We start from the raw sequence: 16,993 nt of genomic DNA on the forward strand, positions 1-16,993 counted from the left end.
GCCTTCAGGGGTGGGGGGGTTGGTGGCGGGGTGGGGGGCCGGGGCCGCGGGGCTCTTGGGGGTGGCGGGGGGCGTCGGGGTGACCGGGGTGACCGGGGCCGTGGGGGTCGTCGGCGTCACCGGGGTCACGGGGGCCGTGGGGGTCGTCGGCGTCACGGGGGTTACCGGGGCTACCGGGGCTGTCGGGGCTGTCGGCGTCACCGGGGCCGGTGGGGCCGCCGGTGGGGCGGCTGAGCCCACGGAGCCCACTCCGTCCACTGCATCCACTCCGTCCACTGCGTCCACTGCGTCACTTCTCCTTCTGCAGTAGGGAGAGCGCGGCGATCAGCTCGGCCTGCGGCTCGGGGGTCACGTCGAGGGCGTCGAGGGGGGCGAGACGCCGGTCGCGTTCGGCGTGCAGGGCGCGGTCGAGGTACGTCGTGAGCAGTTCGCCGCCCTTGTCGCACAGGCGGAGGGCGCCCTGGGCACCGAGGAGTTCGGCGAGCCGGTCGCCCGCGGCCCGGGTGCGGCGGCCGCCGAGAAGGACGGCGGCGAGGAGGGCGGTGAGCGTCTCGGTGTCGGGGTGCGAAGCGGCGGCGCCCCGCCTGCCCCCGCGCCCGGGGCCGCGCTCGGACTCGCGTCCGGAGTCTCGCCCGGAGCCGTATCCCGAGCCGTATCCCGGTCCCGAGCCATATCCGGAACCGTGGCCGGAGCCGTTCCCGGACGAGCCTCCGGTTCCCCGCCCGGCCCCTCGCCCGGCCCCCCGCCCGGCCCTTCGGACCGTGCCGCCCGCGGTGGACAGGCGTTCCGTCTCCCGCACCTCCTCCTCGACCATCTCCTCCAGTACGCGCCGCCAGCGCCGTACCGTCATGGCGATCCGCTCGCCCGCGTCCCGGCTCTCGTCGGGTGCCCCGGGACCGACCCGCGCGCCGCGGCCCGGGACGAGGGCGCCCGCGGCCGGCTCCCGGCGCCAGGCGTCCCGTACCCGCTCGTCGGCGGCGGCGACGGCGCACTGCACGAGCGCGGTCAGGGACTCGACGAGGGCGTCGAGGAGTTCGTCGGCGGAGCTGTCGCGCGGGTAGGCGCGCCAGCGGGTACGGGCGTCACCGGCGAGGACGGCCCCGCGCCGCAGCTGCTCCCTGACCCGCTGCCCCTGCTCCTCGTACGCGGCCTCGACGGCGCCGCCGAGGCGTACGGCCGCGGCGTACTGGGCGGCGACCGCCCCGGCGAGCTCGGGCATGCGGGTGTCGAGGGAATCGAGCACGCCGGAAGCGGTCCGGCCGGCGGCCTGCTGGCGGGCGGCCGGGTCCTGGGCGCAGTGGGCGAGCCAGCCGCGCAGCGGGGCGACGGCGTTGTCGGGCAGCAGCCCGCTGCCGCCGCCGGTGGACTCGGGCAGCTCGGGGATGGTGAACCGGGGCAGGTCGCCGAAGCCCGCCTTGTCGAGCAGCGCCTCGTACTGCCGGGAGACCTCGCCGATGACCTGGTGGGGCACGCGGTCGAGGACGGTGACGAGGGTGACGTCGTACTCCTTGGCGGTACGGAGGAGGTGCCAGGGGACGGCGTCGGCGTAGCGGGACGCGGTGGTGACCATGACCCAGATGTCGGCGGCGCAGATCAACTCGGCGGCGAGGAGCCGGCTCTCGACGACGAGCGAGTCGATGTCGGGCGCGTCGAGCAGGGCGAGCCCGCGGGGCAGGGTGGCGGCCGTCTCGACCCGCAGGGCGTTGTCCTCGGGGGGCTCCTCGGCGGGGTGGTCGTCGTCCTGCTGGGGCAGCCAGACGCGGGTCAGCTGGGGCAGCACGCGCATCCCGGCGAACCAGTGGTGGTCCTCCGGGTGGCACACCAGGACCGGCGTGCGGGTGGTGGGTCTGAGCACCCCGGCCTCGCTGACACGCCGCCCCACGAGTGAGTTGACGAGCGTGGACTTCCCGGCTCCGGTCGACCCGCCGACGACCGCGAGCAGCGGCGCGTCGGGATCCTTCAGCCGCGGCACCAGGTAGTCGTCGAGCTGGGCGAGCAGCTCGGCCCGGGTCTGCCGGGCCCGGGGGGCGCCTGGGAGGGGGAGGGGAAGACGCACGGCGGCGACACAGTCGCGCAGGGCGGAGAGTGCGTCGATCAGCTGAGGCCGTTCGTCCAAGGTCACCACATGCGAAGAATGCCCAATTTTGGAGCCTTTTTGAAGCGTATTGACCCCCTGCGCGCCGACCGAACGGATGTAGCCGGGGACCTCGGGCATAACGAGTGCACAACACCCGGCCCGAGTGGCGCGAAAAGCGCTGCGCGAATCGCACCTGCCTGCGATTATCGGACCGCTTCACCGAACCTCCACATCGTGCCACGCAGGTGAAGCACCCTGGCCAGGCCGACGGGAGCCCTATCCTTGACCCGGCCACCACCGGCCCCCGTAGCTCAGCGGATAGAGCAGGTGCCTTCTAAGCACTTGGCCGCAGGTTCGAGTCCTGCCGGGGGCGCACAGCGAGGCCCCTCCTTCGGGAGGGGCCTTTTTGCTGGTCAGGGGCGGTTTTCGTGATCGCCGCAGGGCGCCGGACACGCTCCTGAGAGCCACGGGAGGTGTCCGGCGGTGTCCGGCTGTTACCGGGTTCCTGCGGGTGGCTGCGGAGAATACGCGGTGAAGTTCTCAGACAGCCTCGGGCCCGGCCGGATGCGGTAGCGCACCCGCGTCCTCGATGCGCTTCTTCAGGTCATCGAGCTGACCGTTGACGCAGCGGGCGTAGGTCGCGAGCAGCACCGGCACGCTGTTGCCTGCCCACTCCGCCACGGTCGCGGGCGGCACGCCGGCGTTCAGCCAGTTGGTCAGACACGTATGGCGGAGGTCGTACACCCGACGGGCGAGGGGGGACTCGAATTCGTGCGCCCCGAGCACTTCCTTTCGAGCGCTGCGCCACGCTCGTCGAATGACGGACCCGGCAAGCATCCCGCCCTTTTCTCCCTGAATCAGGAGATCACCCGGTTTGAGCCCTTCCTTCTCGATATGGGCACGCAGAATCCGGGTCAGCGCGGGGCGGCAGGGCACCGTGCGCATGTCGTCCGCCGCCCGCCCCTTCAGCCCGCGCTCGTCCCGGACCTCCCCCGTATCCGTCCACGTCCTGCCGACCTCGGGCTGAGCGGTGTGGATCAGCAGCTCACCCCACTGGTCCTCGGCGTCGGCGGCAGGCAGCCGCACGTCCCCGACGTCGATCGCGACCACTTCCTCCGGCCGGGCACCCGCGTAGTACATCGTTGCGAAGAACGTGTGCAGCCGCCGGCCTCCCCGTGGCCGGGCGTGCACCCAGCCGAGCATGGCCGCCGCCTGCCCCACGCTGAGCAGGGACCGCTTGTCGACTGCCGACGACGTCTTCGATGCCGCAGTGCCCTTGCCCTTTGGCAGGAGGTTCTCCTTGAGCACCTTCTTCTTGACCGCGTACTCGATCAGGACGTTCAGGATGCGCTTGTTGCGCCGCACCGAGCTGGGGGCGGCCGGCTTCCCGTCCAGCTTCGTCCCGGCCGCGCGCAGCACGGCCTCCACCGTCTCCTCGTCCTCCCAGGCCGACATGGCGAGCGTGTTGCGCTTCACCCACCGGAGGATCACGGCGACCTCGGGCGGGGCCTGGTCGCGCCGGTTCTTGTTGAACGCGTACTCCCGAAGAGCGCGCCGGAGGTCAACCCCGTCGAACATGGTCGGCTTGGACCGGAGCAGGGCAACGGTGATGGGGGTCAGGGCTTTCGCGACGTTGCGCCGGTTGTTGGCGGACGTCCGGTCCCAGATGTGGTCAACGAACTGGACCGCGAAGTCGTACCAGTTCTCGGAGGTCGCCCGCGACTGGTACGAGACCGGCAGGCCCGTGGACAGGCTGAACGCTTCCCCCTTGCGGGCGGCGGTCAGCAGGCCCGAGCGGAAGGACTCGGCGAGGGGGCCGGTGGCGAAGGGCTTGCGCCACTCCCTGCCCTCCAGCTCCCAGCGGACGGTGTGCGTGGTCTTCCGCTTGCCCTCGTACACCGAGGTCTTCCAGAACTTCACGTCGTACGTCGTGTCCATCAAGCAGCGTCCTCGTGCTCGTCCAGCCAGATCTCAAGGTCGAGCCGGCGCACGCGGAGGGCGCCGTTCGGGAGCTTGACGCAGCGGGGGGCCCGCTTCTTCTGGCGCCAGTCGTAGAAGGTGGAGCGGGTGATGCCGAGCTCGTCACACAGCTCGGGGACGGTGAGCATCGCGCGCGTCTTGGGCGTGCTGGCCATCGAGGTGCCCTCCTCGGGGCGAAAAAGTTGGAGTGACATTGCGCTGAGTCGCGACTCATCGCGACTCAAGCGGCTCAAGAAGTCGGGTTGAGGGTGATTCCGGCGTATGTGGCCACCTGCCGGCCATAGGCGTCGCGGGGCCGGGTGCGGTGGAGCTGGGGGACGACGGACAGCAGGTTGCGGCCGAAGAGCTGCTTGGTCCCGATGGCCTTCACGCCGTTGTCCTCGGCCCACTCACGCCAGGCGGCCCACAGCACGTCCACGGGCACTTCGTGGGTGGGGCCGGTGGTGCAGCGCTCGCGGACGAACGCGGAGGTGGGCGAGGCGGTGTCCTGCATCATCGTGACGGCGTCCTGCGAGGAGGCGGGCTCGGTGATCCGGCCGGTGCGCTCCAGGCGGGCGAGGCCGTCGAGGGCCCAGTTGATGATGCCGGGCATCTCGGCGGCGAGCTTGCCGGTGAGCCCGGTGTCCTCCTTGCCGAGCCAGGAGACGGTCATGTTGAGGACGATGAACCGGCGGGCGATGACGCCGGAGGAGTCGCCGAAGTTCGGCAGCTCGTTGGTGAGGACCATGAGCCGGGTCGGCAGCTTCCCGGTCCAGGGCTCGCGGTACTTGCGGTCGATGTCGATGGTGTCCTCGCCGGAGATGGTGAGCAGCCGCTCGACGACCTGGCCGCCGTCGCCGGACAGGCGGGCGTCGGAGATGACGGCGAGCGGCTTGCCGACGAGGGTGGAGAGCCCGAAGTTCGTGCCCAGGCCGGCGAGAGTGGGCCCGGCGAGGTTCTCCTTGCCGACCAGCTCCTTCAGGATCCGGGCGATGGTGCCCTTCCCGGAGCGGGAGGGGCCCTTCATGAGCAGGATCTTCTGCTGGTCGGTCCGGCCCGAGAGCACGTAGCCGAACCACTCCTGAAGGGCGGCGATGGACTCGGGGTCGTCCGGCCAGATCCCCGCCAGGAACCTCTCCCAGGTGGGCGCGGTCGCGGCGGGGTCGTAGTCGTACGGGACGGAGACGATGTTGAAGAAGGCGGGCCCGTGCGGCAGCAGCTTGCGGTCCCGGATCCGCAGGAGCCCGTTGCGGCAGGCGACGATCGGGCTGGCGTCGTGCCGGTCCTCCTCACCATCGATCCAGGACGGCGCGTCCACGTCCGAGGGCAGGAGGGTGATGGCGCTCAGCGCGTCGAGAAGATTACTGATCTTCGTCTTCGTCGGCGCCCACTCCCGCACCTCCGGCTCACCGTTCTTGTCGACGCCGGCGAAGAAGGTGGCGTGCTCCAGACGTCGGTAGAGCCCAGCACGCATCTGCTGCTCGTCGTACTCGCGCCAGCACGTCCCGGTCCACCGCATCCACGACCCGCGCCAGCGGCGCAGCCGCAGGTGTCCGTCCTCGGTGTGCCAGTCGGGCACGATCCGGCGGGCGACGGCGAGCGGGTTGGACGGCGAGGGCAGTTCCTCCGTGCCGTTCACGCGGCTTCCTTCCCCTCGGTCAGCAGCGGGCAGGCGGTGCGGTGGCGGGTGTGGTCCTCGATGAGCGCGGCGGCCTTCCGTTGCCCGAACGCAGCCACGTCCCGGCCGCAGGAGCACCAGGACCGCGCGGAAGGCGTCGTATCCCGTCCCGGGGCGGAGATCCTCAGCAGGGCGACGATCCGGGGCTGCCCGGTGTCGCCGGTCCGGGCGGTCATGCGACGGCTCCCAGGGCGGCGTTCATGCCGTTGGTGACGCAGCGGCGGGCGTACGGGGCCGGGACTCCGACGGCGACGGCGGCGCCGATGAGCTCCTCGGCGATGCCGTCGAGGCCACAGGGGCCAGGGCAGGCGGTGTGCCGGGAGGCGAGGAATCGAGCGGCACCGTAGGCGGCGGTGCCGGCGCCCTGCTCGGGGTGGGCCCGGATGTTGTCGAGTCCGCGTTCCAGGCCGGTCCGGATGAACGCGGGGGTGTGGCGGCAACCGGTGGCGACGCTGCGGTCCCACCGGGTCGGGGTGGAAGAGTCCACGGCCGCGCGGGCGGGGGTGGACTCTTCCCTCTCCACCAAGGCGAGGACGGTCGACGGCAGAACCGTCATCGGACCGGTGCCGGGCCCGAGCCAGCGGGCGTAAGCCATGGACGACTTGATGTCGACGCCGGGTCGGACCTTGTTGGCGGAGCGCATGGCACCCCGGTAGATCCAGTGCTCGCCGCGGGTGGTGGCCACGGTGCGGGTCGGGGGAAGGGCGGTGCGGGCCCAGGCGACGGCGTCGGTGTCGTCGAGGTCGACCACGGTCACACCGGCCCCGCCGGGGTGATAAGCGACGGTCTCGGCGTGCTCCCAGGCGCGGGTCCAGGCAGGCGAGGTGAGGACGGCTGGGTCGATGCTGGCGGCGGCCCACGCGTGGCAGGGCCGCGGGCAGGCGCAGGGGCCGGGCGTCTTCATGTTCGGCCGGCCGCCGCACGCGTTGTCGACGCAGTCGGGGCAGTTACCGAAGGGGCCCTTCCCCGCCCGCAGCGGCAGCACCGGCACGCTGCCCGAGGCGAGGCGCAGGGCGATGGCGAGCAGGTTGTCTCGCCGGATCGGCGTCGGATGGGTCATGCTGGATGTCTCCAGTTCTGTAGAAGGTGCTGGTAGACGAGGGCGGCCCCAGGCTTTGGCGAGACGGGGGCCGCCCTCGGCGTAGCTACGGCTTGGTGTGGCGTGCGCGGGTGCCGAGCAGGGTGAAGCGGAGGGCGGATTCGGCGAGGAGGCCGTAGGCGTAGGCGGCGCCGGCCAGGCCCCGCGCTTCGTCGTACGCCTGGTGCATCTCGTACGCCTCGTGGTCCGTGAGGTAGTCCTCCTCGTCGAGGGCGGAGGCGTACTCGCCGGCGGAGTCGCAGTCCCACCACCGCTGGCGGGCCTTCTCAAACTTGGCGTTGTCCCGCCAGCGGCCCAGGCCCTCGATGGCGGGCGGGATGGGGGCGAGCTCGGCCGGGATGGTCAGGTGTCCCTCGGCGGAGAGGCGGAGCTCGACGCGGGGCGGCTCCTGGCCGTCGAGGACGCGCAGGATGGCCCACGCGGTGCCGTAGGCGTAGCTGAGGGCGGCGTCGGTGTAGAGGCGCTCCATCCGGTCCCGGCACTCCTGGAGGGCCTTGCCGATGCCCATCACGGCGCGGTCGTGGGGCCGGGGCGGGGTGAACAGTCCGGGGGCGGTGATCTCGCCGTCGAGGAGGCGGACGCGGTCGAGGTCGTACTGGGCGGTGGCGGCCTGGGCGGCCTGGTGGGCGGTGCGGGTCTCGCGGGCGGCGGCGCCGAGGGCGAAGACGCTGTCGGTGAGGGTCTCGAACCAGGGCAGGGTCTTGGTGGGCAAGAGGGGCTCCTCAGAGGTTGGAGAGGGCGTCGATGACGCTGTTGGTGAGCTGATTGATGGGGGTGGCGGCGCCGGTGGAGGCGAGGAAGAAGCCGAAGCCGGCGGCGACGAACGCGGCCCCGTAGGTGAGGCTTCCGGAGCGCAGGAGGAAGAACAGGACGAGGCCGAAGAGGGCGACGAGCGAGACGGTGATGGCCACGGCGGATCTCCTTTCGGGGGTGGGTGTGGTCAGCGGTGCTTGTGGCGGATCAGGTCGCGGCAGGTGCCGGGGAGGTCGTCGACCCAGTCCCAGTCGTCGAGCGTGAGCCCGTACTTGGCGCCGGCCGTGAGGACCTGGACGAGCAGGTCGTACGCCTCGTCGAGTTCGGCGGCGGTGGGCGGCGTGCCGTACCGCTTCACGGTGACGATGCGCTGGGCGAGGTTGCGGCCCTTGGTGTCGGTCATGCCACGGACGGCGGTGTCGACGGCGTTGCGGGTCTCGGCCTCGGTCAGCAGCTCGTCGATGATGCGATCGGCCCACTCGTGGGTGCGGTGCTCGGACTCGGACTCGGCACGGATCTGCCGGATGCGGTCGCGGGAGATCACGGGTGAGCCTCCTCGGGGGTGGTGCGGTCGAGAAGCATGCGGAGGGCGGCTTCGGCCTGCTGGGGGACGACCCCGTTGCCGAGGGCTTTGAGCTGCTGGGTGCGGGTGAGGCCGGGGACGTCAGTGACGTGGCCGGCGGGGAGGCCCATGAGCCATTCGACGAACGCGGGGTTCAGGCGACGTCGAGCGTCAGTTGCCCCGGGAGCGGGTCGGCCGAGGACGGTTTCCCAGCGGGTGACGGCGGGGGCGAAGCGGCCCCAACGCTCCGGGCCACGTCCGTCAGAGTCTCCCCATGGCCCCATGCCGGGTTCGCGCCGCTGCTGCTCTTCGCGTCCGTCGCGGTCGGTGTCGGCAGCAGCCGCACCACTGCGGACGGCAGGGCCAGGTCGCCCTTCGAGCCGCGCTGGTTCGGACCGCCCTTCTCGCCGTCCGAGGCGCGCGGGGTCGGTAGAAGCGTCACCGTGTGGCGCAGGTTCAGCCCGCCCCGGCCCGCGTGACCCGCGCCGGTCGCCTCCGACGCGGTCGGGGTCGGCAGCAACGCCACCACGTTCGGCAAGGCGTCCTCGAAGCCCTTCCCCCGACTGTCGCGGGCCCTGGGCGTCGGAAGGCCGGGCGAGGAGGAAGAGGCGGCGGCGGTCGTGGGCAGCGCCGACCTCCGACGCGCGTACAGCGCACCACTCCGCATCGAACCCGAGGCGGGCAAGGTCGGCGAGAACGTCGGCAAACCCAAGTCGAAGGTGGTTTGCGACGTTCTCAAAGATCGCGTAGCGGGGTCGTAGAACGCGAAGGGCGTGCGCGATCGACGGCCAGATGTGCCGCTCATCGGCGGTTCCTTTCCGCTTGCCGGCCAGCGAGAACGGCTGGCAGGGGTAGCCGCCGCACAGGACGTCGACCGGCTCGACGCCGGTCCAGTCGACGGCGGTCAGGTCGCCGAGGTTGGGGACCTCGGGGTGGTGGTGGGCGAGGATCCGGGAGGCTCCGGGGTCGATGTCGGAGACCCAGGCGAGGGTGCCGCCGAGGACGGCCTGGACGGCCATGTCCAGGCCGCCGTATCCGGTGCACAGCGAGCCGATCCTCAGGTCGTCGGTCACCGGCGGGCCTCCTCGCGAGCGTGAGTGGCGGCGGTACGGACGAGGCCGAGGACCTCGGCGCGGGTGCGGCCGGTGGCGTCGTTCCAGCGGTGGTACGGCTCGGCGATCCCCCGGGCGGTGAGAACGGCCTGAAGGCGGTGGCTGGCGGCGAGGGCGGTCGTCTCGTCGCCGTAGCCGAGGCGGAACAGGACGGCCTGGGCGCCGAGGATGCAGCGATGGCCGGACGCCGAGCGCAGCGCGCCGCGGTGCCAGCCGTAGCGCTCGATGACGAGGGCGGTGAGCTCCAGGTGCTCGGCGACGCTGATCTGCCGACCGGAGCCGTGGAGTTGGCGGAGCAGCGGGAAGGCGAGGACCCAGTCGGGCAGGAGCCGCAGGGCGCGGGCGGGCGGGGTGAGGACCGGCGCCGCGACTGCCGGCGCCGGGGCGGTGCCGAGGGCTTCGGCGATGAGTTCGGCGGTGGTCTTGGTGACGAGCGGGTGCGCGGTGGTGCGGATGCGGGCAGTGAGGTACTGCTCGATCTCGCGGACCAGGAGCGCCGCCTCGTCGGCGAGTTCCGGGGCCGGGACGGCGGGGATGGTGAGGGTCTGGACGGTCACAGAGCCTGACTCCTTATGTATCGGTTTGGGCTAGTGCGGAGACCTGGACGCGGCCCGGGCGGCTTCGCGTTTACGCAGGTCAGAAAGGTGGGCGACCTGGACGGATCCGGGGCCGACCCGGACGCGGGTGTCCGGGTCGGCGGCTTCGGCGTCCGGGTTGGACCCCGCCCCGCCCGGGGGTGGACCGGGTCATATCGGGCGGGTGTCCGGGTCGTGTCCGGGTGGGATCAGGCGGTGAGCCCGAATCGGCCGGTGGCGGCGGCCTCGACGCGGGCAAGCGGGTAGCCGGTGACGCGCGAACCCTTCTCACCCCACGGGCGCTTGGCCTTCTCCTCGTCGGTGCGGACGATCAGGGCGCCGAGCTTCTCGGCGGTGACCGGGTGGCCGGCCGCCTTGAGCCGGTCGAGCAGGAGCTGCCCGGGCAGCCAGTCGGCGGGCTCCTCGTCGGTGCCGTGGGCGGCGAAGACGTCCAGGACGAACGCGAGGATCTGTGCGTCGTCGTCGCCCTGGGCGCGGAGCTGGTCGGCCAGCGACATCGGCGCGTTGGGCAGGGTCCCGGCCTCGCGGCGCCACTCAGTGGCGCGGTCCAGGAGCTCGTTGACCTGCTCGTCGGTGTAGTAGTCGGCGCGGACCATGACGGGATTGGTGCCCTCGGCCCACAGCAGGCCGGCGCCCCGCATCTCCGACTGGATCGTCTTCGCCGAGTAGCCGCTCGCGGCGGCGCCCTTCCCGAGGATCGTGTCGGACGCCTCGGGGGTGGTGCAGCGCAGGGCCCACCGGATGGACAGCAGGTCCCGGAGGCTGGTGTCGACAACGTCAGAGCCGGGCTTCTGGGTGGCGCAGAAGGTGATGATCCCGGCCGCCCGGCCACGCGAGACGAGATTGCGCAGGAGCTTGGTGATTTTCTTCCCGTACTCCTCGTCGGTCGTGTAGAACATCAGCTCGTCGACCCAGATGAGCTTCTGCCGCAGCTCCGGGTACTTGTTGGCGAGCTCCTCGGTGACCTTCCGCTTGCCGAGCTTCTTCAGCAGGGCGTAGCGGCGTTTCATGTCCTCGACCTGCTCCTTGAGCAGCTCGTAGAACGCCTCCGGGTCGGCGTCGCCCTCGAAGCACTCGCAGAGGTGCTCAAACGGCTCCAGGTCGCCGCCGCCCTTGCCGTCGGCCAGGACGAGGATGACGCGCGGGTCGAGCGCGGCCGCGAGCAGGATCGTGTTGCCTGAGGCCGACTTGCCCGCGCCCGGCTCACCGCCGATCAGGCCGGACCGCTCGACGACCGAGATGGAGATCGGCAGTCCGCGCACGTCCGGGCCGATGCTGATCGGGCCCCAGAAGTTCGCCGCCTCATTCAGCGCGAGCAGCGGACCGGGGGCGGCCTTGTCGGTGAAGGGCAGGTCGCGGGAGACGTAGAGCTCGATGCGGCCGGAGCGGCCCTTCTTCGCGATGGACACCTGGGCCTCCTCGACGCCGAACGCGGCCGCCAGCTCGTCGGTCGCGCGGATCGCGCGCTTGGCCGGCACCCCCGGCGGAAGGTCGAGGATCGCTGTCCAAGCGCCGCGGTTGTCGAGCATCGGCATCTGCACCACACGCAGCGACTCGTCATTGCCGATGACCTTCGCCGCGCGGAACGACTGGTCGAGCATCGGCGCCGTCATGCGGTCGCCGTCGCCGAGCGAGCGCCACTCGGTGGTCCAGTCGTTCTCCTCGTTGTACGGGTGGCAGCCGATGAACGCGCCGCCGGCGAACGTCGACAGCAGCCCGGCCGCCAGCCCGAGACTGCCGCCGTAGGCGTAGCCGGATCCGATCGCGGCGAGCGGCGGACCATAGACGACACCGGCCCGCAGGTTGCGGGCCCGGTTGCGGTCCTTCTTCGCCTTCTTGTGCAGGAGCACGGCCTCCTCGGCGGCCTTCGTCGCCTTCTCCGCCGCCTTCATCGCGATTTGCTTCTTCGCCCCGAGGATGCGCGGGGTGAACCGGGCCGACCTGGCGGCGATTCGGGCCTCGCGGGTCAGGACGTGTGCAGTGTGGGCGGCGGACTGGACGCGGACGCCTTCGAAGCCGACGACCCACTCGTGGCTGCGGCGCACGCCGCGGCCGAACTGGCGGATGTGGCCCTTGTCGGTGCGCTGGCGGCGGACCCATCGGCGGAAGTCCCGCCGGCGTGCCCGGTAGAACACCCCCGTCCACGCTGCCCAGCCCTCCGGCGTCTTCATCCAGGCCGGGATCAGCGGGGCGTCGTCGAAGTCGTCCAGGTCAACCTTGCCGACTACCTTCGGCTCGGCGGCCTGGGCGGCCTGCTTGTCGAGGATGACGCGGGCGATGTCGAGCACGACGGTGCGGTCGTCCGGGGCGACGGCCGGCGCCTGGGCCGGGATCGGCGGGATGACAACCGGCTGCTGCGGCGCCACCGGGGCGGCGGTCGGCGTGTCCGGCTGGTCGTTGTCGACGGACGGCCGGGCGGGGTGCAGGAAGGTGACGGTCGCGATCGTGTCGGGTTCCGGGGCGGTGGTGTCTTCGGGCAGGTGCTCGGTCATGCTGTCTCTGCCTCCGTGTGAGGTAGCGGGGCCCGGCCGGTGCTGCCAGGCGAGGGCCGGGCCCCGCGGTTCAGGGGTTGGTCAGGCGACGTGCAGGCGGCGCTGTTCGACGACCAGGTCGCGCAGTACGACCGCGTCCTCGCGGCGGATCTGCAGCCGCTTCGCGAGCGCCGATGCGGAGATCTGACGGCCCTCGGCGACCAGCTCGGCGGCGACCGCGAGAGCGTCCGGCAGGAGTTCCTTCAGCTCCGCCTCGGACCGTCCGCGCGGGGCGGTCTGGCGGGGTACCTCAGGGGACTTTTCGGGAGTGTTCGACCCAATTCCCGCTTGGGCTTCGGGGCTCTGGGTCAGCTCCGGGAAGGGGTTGAGGCGGGCGGCTTTGAAGCCGGTCTCCAGCAGCTCCTCGCGGACGTTGTCGGCGAGCTCGAACGCGGACCCGAGCGACAGCACCGCGTTGGTCGCGGTCGCGTACAGCTCGGCGGACAGGCCCGGCTCGGCGCCGGTGTGGATGCGCCAGGCGGCGGCGAACGCGGCCTCGTCGTCGAGGGCGCCGTACGGCAGGGCGGACTGGAGCTTCACTGCCGCCTCGACGATCTGCGGGTGGTGCTTGCGGCGCGCGGCCACGTGCCGGGCGCGGTCCTTCTCGGCCTGCTTCTCCGCCTTCGTCTTGCCGTGGGAGCCGTGGGTCTTGAGGTCCCAGATGTAGATCGCGAACAGCGACGAGGCACCGAGGACGAGCGCCACCCACCGGTGCTCGCTGTACTGCTCCCAGCCGTGCCAGAAGTTCACCGCGGCCGCGACCGTGGCGACGGCCCAGGTGCCGATCCGGTACTTCCTCGGTTCCCGGCCGGAGTCCTCGGCCTGCTTGCCCATGAACGTGATGGCCCAGGCGCCGCCCTCCAGCATCGCGGCCAAAAGGCCGGCCATCGGGGCCGCGACGCTCGCGCCGGTCAGTGCGCCGATCTGGGAGAGCACGGCCGGAACGATGGAGGCGACCATCACGAAGCCGACGAACAGCGTGGCCGGGTTCGCCTTCAGCCAGCGCACCAGCTTCGCGCGCTTGGCGGCCGCGGCCGCCTTCTTCGCCTGCTTCTCGGCGAGCTTGGCCTTGCGGTCGGCCTGCTCCTGGCGGCGCTTGGCGTCGGCGTCCTTGCGCTTCTCCTCCGCCCGCAGCCGCTCGGCGTCCAGCCGGGCGTCGAGTTCAAGGCGGCGGTCCTCGCGGTCCTGGGCGCGTTCGGCGGCCCGGTCGGCGCGGCGGTCCTCGCGGTACGAGCTCATCGGGTGCCTCCCGGGGTGGCGATGCCGGACAGGACGGTGGCGATCTCGGAGCGGAGCTTCGGCGAGACCCGGGCCAGCCGGTAGCGGCGGGCGAACGCCTCGTCGGCCGCCGTGGCGGCGCGGGCGAGCGTCTCGGTGATGAGGCTGGCGAGCGCGACCGCGCCGGCCACCAGGCCGAGCGCGAACTCCAGCACCGTCAGCACGAACAGCAGCGTCTGCGCGAGCGTCCTCACGACTCCTCACCCGCCTTGACGAACTCCTTGTAGCGGTCGGCGCGGAGCAGGAGGCGGTTGACGACGATCACGCCGAGCCCGGCGATGGCGCCGAGGTAGTGGACGTCCCGGTTGTCGATGACCAGGCCCCAGATCTCGACGGCGATGCACAGGGCCATCAGCGGCCAGAAGACGATGCGGCTCACGCGGCACCCCGCTCGAACCGGGCGCCGGAGCGGTGCGGGAAGGTCAGGACCCGGGCGCCGAGCTTGCCGCCGTAGTAGGCGACGTTCGCGGCGTCGACGTCGTCCTCGGCCTCGGTCGCCAGGACGTCGACGATGTCCCGCAGCGCGTCCTGGCCGGCCGCCGAGTCGAACTTCGGCAGCTCGACGTCGAAGCCGAGCGCGGCCTCGACCAGCTCCGCCTCGGTAACGATCCTCTGACCAGCAACGATCACGTTCATGGGTCGTCTTTCCTTTCACGGGGTTGGGACGGCCCGAACCGAGGCCCCGGAGGTGCAACTCCGGGGCCTCTTGCCGTCAGAACCAGGAATCTCCGGCTCCCCACCACCCCGCCCGTACGGAACCTCGATGAAGAGGGCCGGACGGGCGGAGGAGGCAGCCGACCGCAGTCATCGCTGCGGCGGTCAGATGACTCGGTTGGCGCGGCCGCTTCGCCGGTCCAGCGGGGGCGGCGCCTGAAGTCTTCGCCGGAACATCGGTACCTCCTTGGCGTCAAGCAACAGGGATGGAGCACTGCAAGGGGGACCTCGTCCCCACCCTCCGGCCGTTGCTCGCGGTCACCGGGCCACCTCGCCAGTCGGGCCCAAGCCCTGTCCCCTGGCCTTCAGCGGGATTGCAGCGTCCCCGCCTTCAGCACACACCGGTCGGGCCGCTTGCCGCCCATCTGGTGCGCACCAGTAGATTGACATCTGGTGCGCACCAGATGCAACCCCTTGGTTCGGGTTGCGTGTCGGTGTGCCCCTCCAGAGAACGGCCCGAGTCGGGCGTCTCGGTAGCCAACTGGGGTTAACCTCAGGGGTGTTGACCAGCTCCCACCTGGGGCTTTACAGGAGGCGGCATGGCTCAGGGGTTAAGGGACGTCAGGACCGCGCGAGGGTGGTCGCAGGACCGATTGGTCTATGAGATGCGGCGGTTCGCGGAGCAAAGGCTGCTCGACATCGCCTCGGCTTCCAGCCTCAAGACCTACATTTCGGAGTGGGAGAACGGCCGACGCAGCATCACGGACCGGTACGCCGCGATCCTCCGGCCGCTCCTCGGAGCTACAGACGCAGAACTGCGAGGAGCGACCGAGGCCCCTGAGGCGCAGGTGGACGGATATGCGGACCTGTTGAGTCGGATCGATGCGGCGGGCAGCGTAAGTGAGTCCATGGTCCCGTCGTTCCTGGCCCAGACCGAACTCCTCCGAACCATGGACCGGCAGATGGGTGCGACTGGTCTGGTGGACCAGATGAACGGCCACCTGGCGGCAATGGAGGAGGCGCTGACCTTCGCCGTACTGCCGGGGACGCGTCAGCCCATCGCGACTGCTCTCGCAGGGGCGTCCACCCTCGCCGCGTGGCAGGCGCTGGACGCTGGCGCCGTGGATCGGGCGTGGCGCAGGTACGAGCTAGCCAAGAGGGCCGCCCAGGATGCGGAGTCCCCGCTGTATCTAGCGCATGCCATGGGCGAGCAGGCGTACGTCCTCGCGGACGCCGGTCGCCCTCAGCTTGCGGTCGAGCTGGTGCGAGACGCGCAGCGCACCCACCCTGAGCGCCAGTCGCCTCGACTGCGGGCGTGGCTCGCGGCAGCAGAGGCCGAGCTGTGCGCCGCCGCCGGCGGCCCCGAAATGGAGTCGGCTGCGAGGGCGGCACTCGACCGGGCGACTCAACTTCTCCCGGACGACGGCGAGGTGCGCGACGCCGACATGCTGAGCATCTTCCTCAACACCGGCCACCTGTCGAGGTGGCGGGGGAACGTCCTGGCCAAGCTTGGCGATGCCTCAGCGATGGAGGAGCTGTACGCGTCGCTCCGCAGCGTCGACGAGACCTTCGTACGCGCGAACTCCGGCATCCACTGCGACCTCACCCAGGCGCATCTCGCCCGCGGCGAGCTGGACGACGCTCGGTCCCACCTCCAGAAGGCCCGATTGCTGGCGAACCGCACGGGATCCGTGCGGTACCGCCGGCGGGTGGAGCTCCTTACCGGGCGCCTCTAGACCGGGACGCGAGGATGTGGAGCAGCGCCACGAGTGTGCCGGAGCCCATGAGCTTGCCTTCGGACATCAGGCGCGGGATGTCGTCTAGGGGGATCCAGGCGATCTCCCCGGCCTCCTCGGCGTCGGTCGGCTCACCAACCTTCTCGGCGCCACGGGCCACGAAGATCTCGTGTGGCGAGTCGACCATGCCGATCATCGGCTGGTAACTGACGACGTGCTCGACAGGGCCGGGACGCCAACCCGTCTCTTCCTCGGTCTCGCGGGCCGCCGTGGCGGCGGCATCCTCGCCCGCGTCCACGATCCCGCCGGGCAACTCCCATCCCCACTGCTGCGGCACGAAGCGGTACCGCCACAGCATGAGCACGCGGTCTTGATCGTCGATCACGGCGGTTACCGCCACGCGGAAGAGCCGGACGACGTGGTGCTCGAACCGGTCGACGCCAGGAGGCTCGACGTCGACCAGGTCGAGGTTCACCCACCGGTTCTCGTAGATGCGGCGAGAGCCGTGGATCTTCCACGGCTCCATCTCCGCCGGCGTCGGAACACTGTTGCCGCCGAGTACGCGGTAGGAGCTTCGGTCATGGGCCTTGATGAAGTGCTCGTTCGACAAGCGAGCGAGCACCTGACGCAGCGCAGTGCGGCCAATCTCAAGCTCTGCGCTCAGCGTCCGCTCGGACGGCAGCTTGTCACCGGGCCCGTAGCGCCCCGACTCGATCCAGGCTCGGATCGTCTCGTAGACCCTCTGCGTCTTGGGTCCCATCCTCGGCGCACACTCCCGGATCGTCGGTTGGTTCTCGACAGCGTAACGGCGGAGGAGCGTGTGTGACTCAGACAAGTGCTGCTCGCTTCCCTAGATGCCCATCAGGGGTTCGCTGGAGCTCTTTCTCCTTCGTGACTTACCTCGTCCCGCGTCTAGCTTGGTCGTACCTGCCCCCAGGGCGATTGTGACCGCTAGGAT

The 16,993-nt window shown here is 71.2% G+C and carries 18 protein-coding genes and 1 tRNA gene; 2 read left to right on the forward strand and 17 right to left on the reverse strand.

All coding sequences use genetic code 11. The annotated features are described in order from the left end of the window. Nucleotides 1-289: 289 nt before the first annotated feature. Nucleotides 290-2,116 (reverse strand): dynamin family protein, encoded by a 1,827-nt coding sequence (locus tag ABTZ91_RS05850; protein ID WP_352075875.1) that lies wholly within the window; start codon nucleotides 2,114-2,116, stop codon nucleotides 290-292. A gap of 261 nt (nucleotides 2,117-2,377) precedes the next feature. On the opposite strand from ABTZ91_RS05850, the gene ABTZ91_RS05855 reads away from it, so the two are divergent. After that, nucleotides 2,378-2,450 (forward strand) — tRNA-Arg (locus ABTZ91_RS05855). 167 nt (nucleotides 2,451-2,617) lie between these two features. Here the strand turns inward: ABTZ91_RS05855 and ABTZ91_RS05860 are convergent. The 15 genes from ABTZ91_RS05860 to ABTZ91_RS05930 all read right to left on the reverse strand — a co-directional run bounded on the left by ABTZ91_RS05860 (nucleotide 2,618) and on the right by ABTZ91_RS05930 (nucleotide 14,281). Continuing rightward, complete coding sequence (locus ABTZ91_RS05860) at nucleotides 2,618-3,976, reverse strand: tyrosine-type recombinase/integrase (protein WP_352075876.1); 1,359 nt, start codon at nucleotides 3,974-3,976, stop codon at nucleotides 2,618-2,620. A gap of 38 nt (nucleotides 3,977-4,014) precedes the next feature. Then, nucleotides 4,015-4,212: a helix-turn-helix domain-containing protein gene (locus ABTZ91_RS05865; RefSeq protein WP_352075877.1), complete on the reverse strand. Its 198-nt coding sequence runs from the start codon at nucleotides 4,210-4,212 to the stop codon at nucleotides 4,015-4,017. 74 nt (nucleotides 4,213-4,286) lie between these two features. Next, nucleotides 4,287-5,675, reverse strand: a complete 1,389-nt coding sequence (locus tag ABTZ91_RS05870) for a phage/plasmid primase, P4 family (RefSeq protein ID WP_352075878.1) — start codon at nucleotides 5,673-5,675, stop codon at nucleotides 4,287-4,289. Continuing rightward, nucleotides 5,672-5,890 carry a hypothetical protein gene (locus ABTZ91_RS05875; RefSeq protein ID WP_352075879.1) on the reverse strand — a complete coding sequence of 73 codons (219 nt, stop codon included), beginning with the start codon at nucleotides 5,888-5,890 and terminating at the stop codon, nucleotides 5,672-5,674. Before ABTZ91_RS05875 ends, ABTZ91_RS05870 begins: the two co-directional genes overlap by 4 nt. Continuing rightward, nucleotides 5,887-6,774, reverse strand: a complete 888-nt coding sequence (locus ABTZ91_RS05880; protein WP_352075880.1) for a DNA primase — start codon at nucleotides 6,772-6,774, stop codon at nucleotides 5,887-5,889. Before ABTZ91_RS05880 ends, ABTZ91_RS05875 begins: the two co-directional genes overlap by 4 nt. Nucleotides 6,775-6,859: 85 nt before the next feature. Further along, entirely contained in the window at nucleotides 6,860-7,525 is a 666-nt protein-coding gene (locus tag ABTZ91_RS05885; RefSeq protein ID WP_352075881.1) for a hypothetical protein, read from the reverse strand. 10 nt (nucleotides 7,526-7,535) lie between these two features. After that, nucleotides 7,536-7,724, reverse strand: coding sequence for a hypothetical protein (locus ABTZ91_RS05890; protein ID WP_352075882.1), 189 nt, complete (start codon nucleotides 7,722-7,724; stop codon nucleotides 7,536-7,538). Between the two features lie 29 nt (nucleotides 7,725-7,753). Next, complete coding sequence (locus ABTZ91_RS05895) at nucleotides 7,754-8,110, reverse strand: hypothetical protein (protein ID WP_352075883.1); 357 nt, start codon at nucleotides 8,108-8,110, stop codon at nucleotides 7,754-7,756. Continuing rightward, nucleotides 8,107-9,201: a DNA cytosine methyltransferase gene (locus ABTZ91_RS05900; protein ID WP_352075884.1), complete on the reverse strand. Its 1,095-nt coding sequence runs from the start codon at nucleotides 9,199-9,201 to the stop codon at nucleotides 8,107-8,109. The genes ABTZ91_RS05895 and ABTZ91_RS05900 overlap by 4 nt, the downstream gene beginning before the upstream one ends. Beyond that, the gene (locus ABTZ91_RS05905) at nucleotides 9,198-9,797 is read right to left on the reverse strand and encodes a hypothetical protein (protein ID WP_352075885.1); all 600 of its coding nucleotides are present in this window, start codon (nucleotides 9,795-9,797) and stop codon (nucleotides 9,198-9,200) included. The genes ABTZ91_RS05900 and ABTZ91_RS05905 overlap by 4 nt, the downstream gene beginning before the upstream one ends. 227 nt (nucleotides 9,798-10,024) lie before the next feature. Beyond that, nucleotides 10,025-12,328 carry an FtsK/SpoIIIE domain-containing protein gene (locus tag ABTZ91_RS05910; protein WP_352075886.1) on the reverse strand — a complete coding sequence of 768 codons (2,304 nt, stop codon included), beginning with the start codon at nucleotides 12,326-12,328 and terminating at the stop codon, nucleotides 10,025-10,027. An 81-nt stretch (nucleotides 12,329-12,409) separates the two neighbouring features. Then, nucleotides 12,410-13,606 (reverse strand): hypothetical protein, encoded by a 1,197-nt coding sequence (locus ABTZ91_RS05915; RefSeq protein ID WP_352075887.1) that lies wholly within the window; start codon nucleotides 13,604-13,606, stop codon nucleotides 12,410-12,412. After that, entirely contained in the window at nucleotides 13,603-13,839 is a 237-nt protein-coding gene (locus ABTZ91_RS05920; protein ID WP_352075888.1) for a hypothetical protein, read from the reverse strand. The genes ABTZ91_RS05915 and ABTZ91_RS05920 overlap by 4 nt, the downstream gene beginning before the upstream one ends. After that, a complete protein-coding gene (locus tag ABTZ91_RS05925) occupies nucleotides 13,836-14,024 on the reverse strand; it encodes a hypothetical protein (RefSeq protein WP_352075889.1) in 189 nt (62 codons plus the stop codon). The genes ABTZ91_RS05920 and ABTZ91_RS05925 overlap by 4 nt, the downstream gene beginning before the upstream one ends. Then, on the reverse strand, nucleotides 14,021-14,281 hold the full coding sequence (locus ABTZ91_RS05930) for a hypothetical protein (RefSeq protein WP_352075890.1): 261 nt from the start codon (nucleotides 14,279-14,281) through the stop codon (nucleotides 14,021-14,023). Before ABTZ91_RS05930 ends, ABTZ91_RS05925 begins: the two co-directional genes overlap by 4 nt. A 617-nt stretch (nucleotides 14,282-14,898) precedes the next feature. Between ABTZ91_RS05930 and ABTZ91_RS05935 the strand changes: the two genes are divergently transcribed. Continuing rightward, complete coding sequence (locus ABTZ91_RS05935) at nucleotides 14,899-16,035, forward strand: XRE family transcriptional regulator (protein ID WP_352075891.1); 1,137 nt, start codon at nucleotides 14,899-14,901, stop codon at nucleotides 16,033-16,035. Here ABTZ91_RS05935 and ABTZ91_RS05940 read toward each other — a convergent pair. Continuing rightward, a complete protein-coding gene (locus ABTZ91_RS05940) occupies nucleotides 16,019-16,795 on the reverse strand; it encodes an NUDIX domain-containing protein (protein WP_352075892.1) in 777 nt (258 codons plus the stop codon). The two genes, ABTZ91_RS05935 and ABTZ91_RS05940, sit on opposite strands and share 17 nt — an antisense overlap. Between the last annotated feature and the right edge of the window lie 198 nt (nucleotides 16,796-16,993).

The organism is Streptomyces sp. NPDC126499, from assembly GCF_040302485.1.
In the GTDB taxonomy this organism is placed as follows: domain Bacteria; phylum Actinomycetota; class Actinomycetes; order Streptomycetales; family Streptomycetaceae; genus Streptomyces.

Coding starts and splice junctions, on each gene's coding strand:
- ABTZ91_RS05910 (WP_352075886.1), bottom strand. CDS start 12,328: ATGACCGAGCACCTGCCCGAAGACACCACCGCCCCGGAACCCGACACG.
- ABTZ91_RS05915 (WP_352075887.1), bottom strand. CDS start 13,606: ATGAGCTCGTACCGCGAGGACCGCCGCGCCGACCGGGCCGCCGAACGC.
- ABTZ91_RS05935 (WP_352075891.1), top strand. CDS start 14,899: ATGGCTCAGGGGTTAAGGGACGTCAGGACCGCGCGAGGGTGGTCGCAG.
- ABTZ91_RS05930 (WP_352075890.1), bottom strand. CDS start 14,281: ATGAACGTGATCGTTGCTGGTCAGAGGATCGTTACCGAGGCGGAGCTG.
- ABTZ91_RS05940 (WP_352075892.1), bottom strand. CDS start 16,795: ATGGGACCCAAGACGCAGAGGGTCTACGAGACGATCCGAGCCTGGATC.
- ABTZ91_RS05875 (WP_352075879.1), bottom strand. CDS start 5,890: ATGACCGCCCGGACCGGCGACACCGGGCAGCCCCGGATCGTCGCCCTG.
- ABTZ91_RS05865 (WP_352075877.1), bottom strand. CDS start 4,212: ATGGCCAGCACGCCCAAGACGCGCGCGATGCTCACCGTCCCCGAGCTG.
- ABTZ91_RS05880 (WP_352075880.1), bottom strand. CDS start 6,774: ATGACCCATCCGACGCCGATCCGGCGAGACAACCTGCTCGCCATCGCC.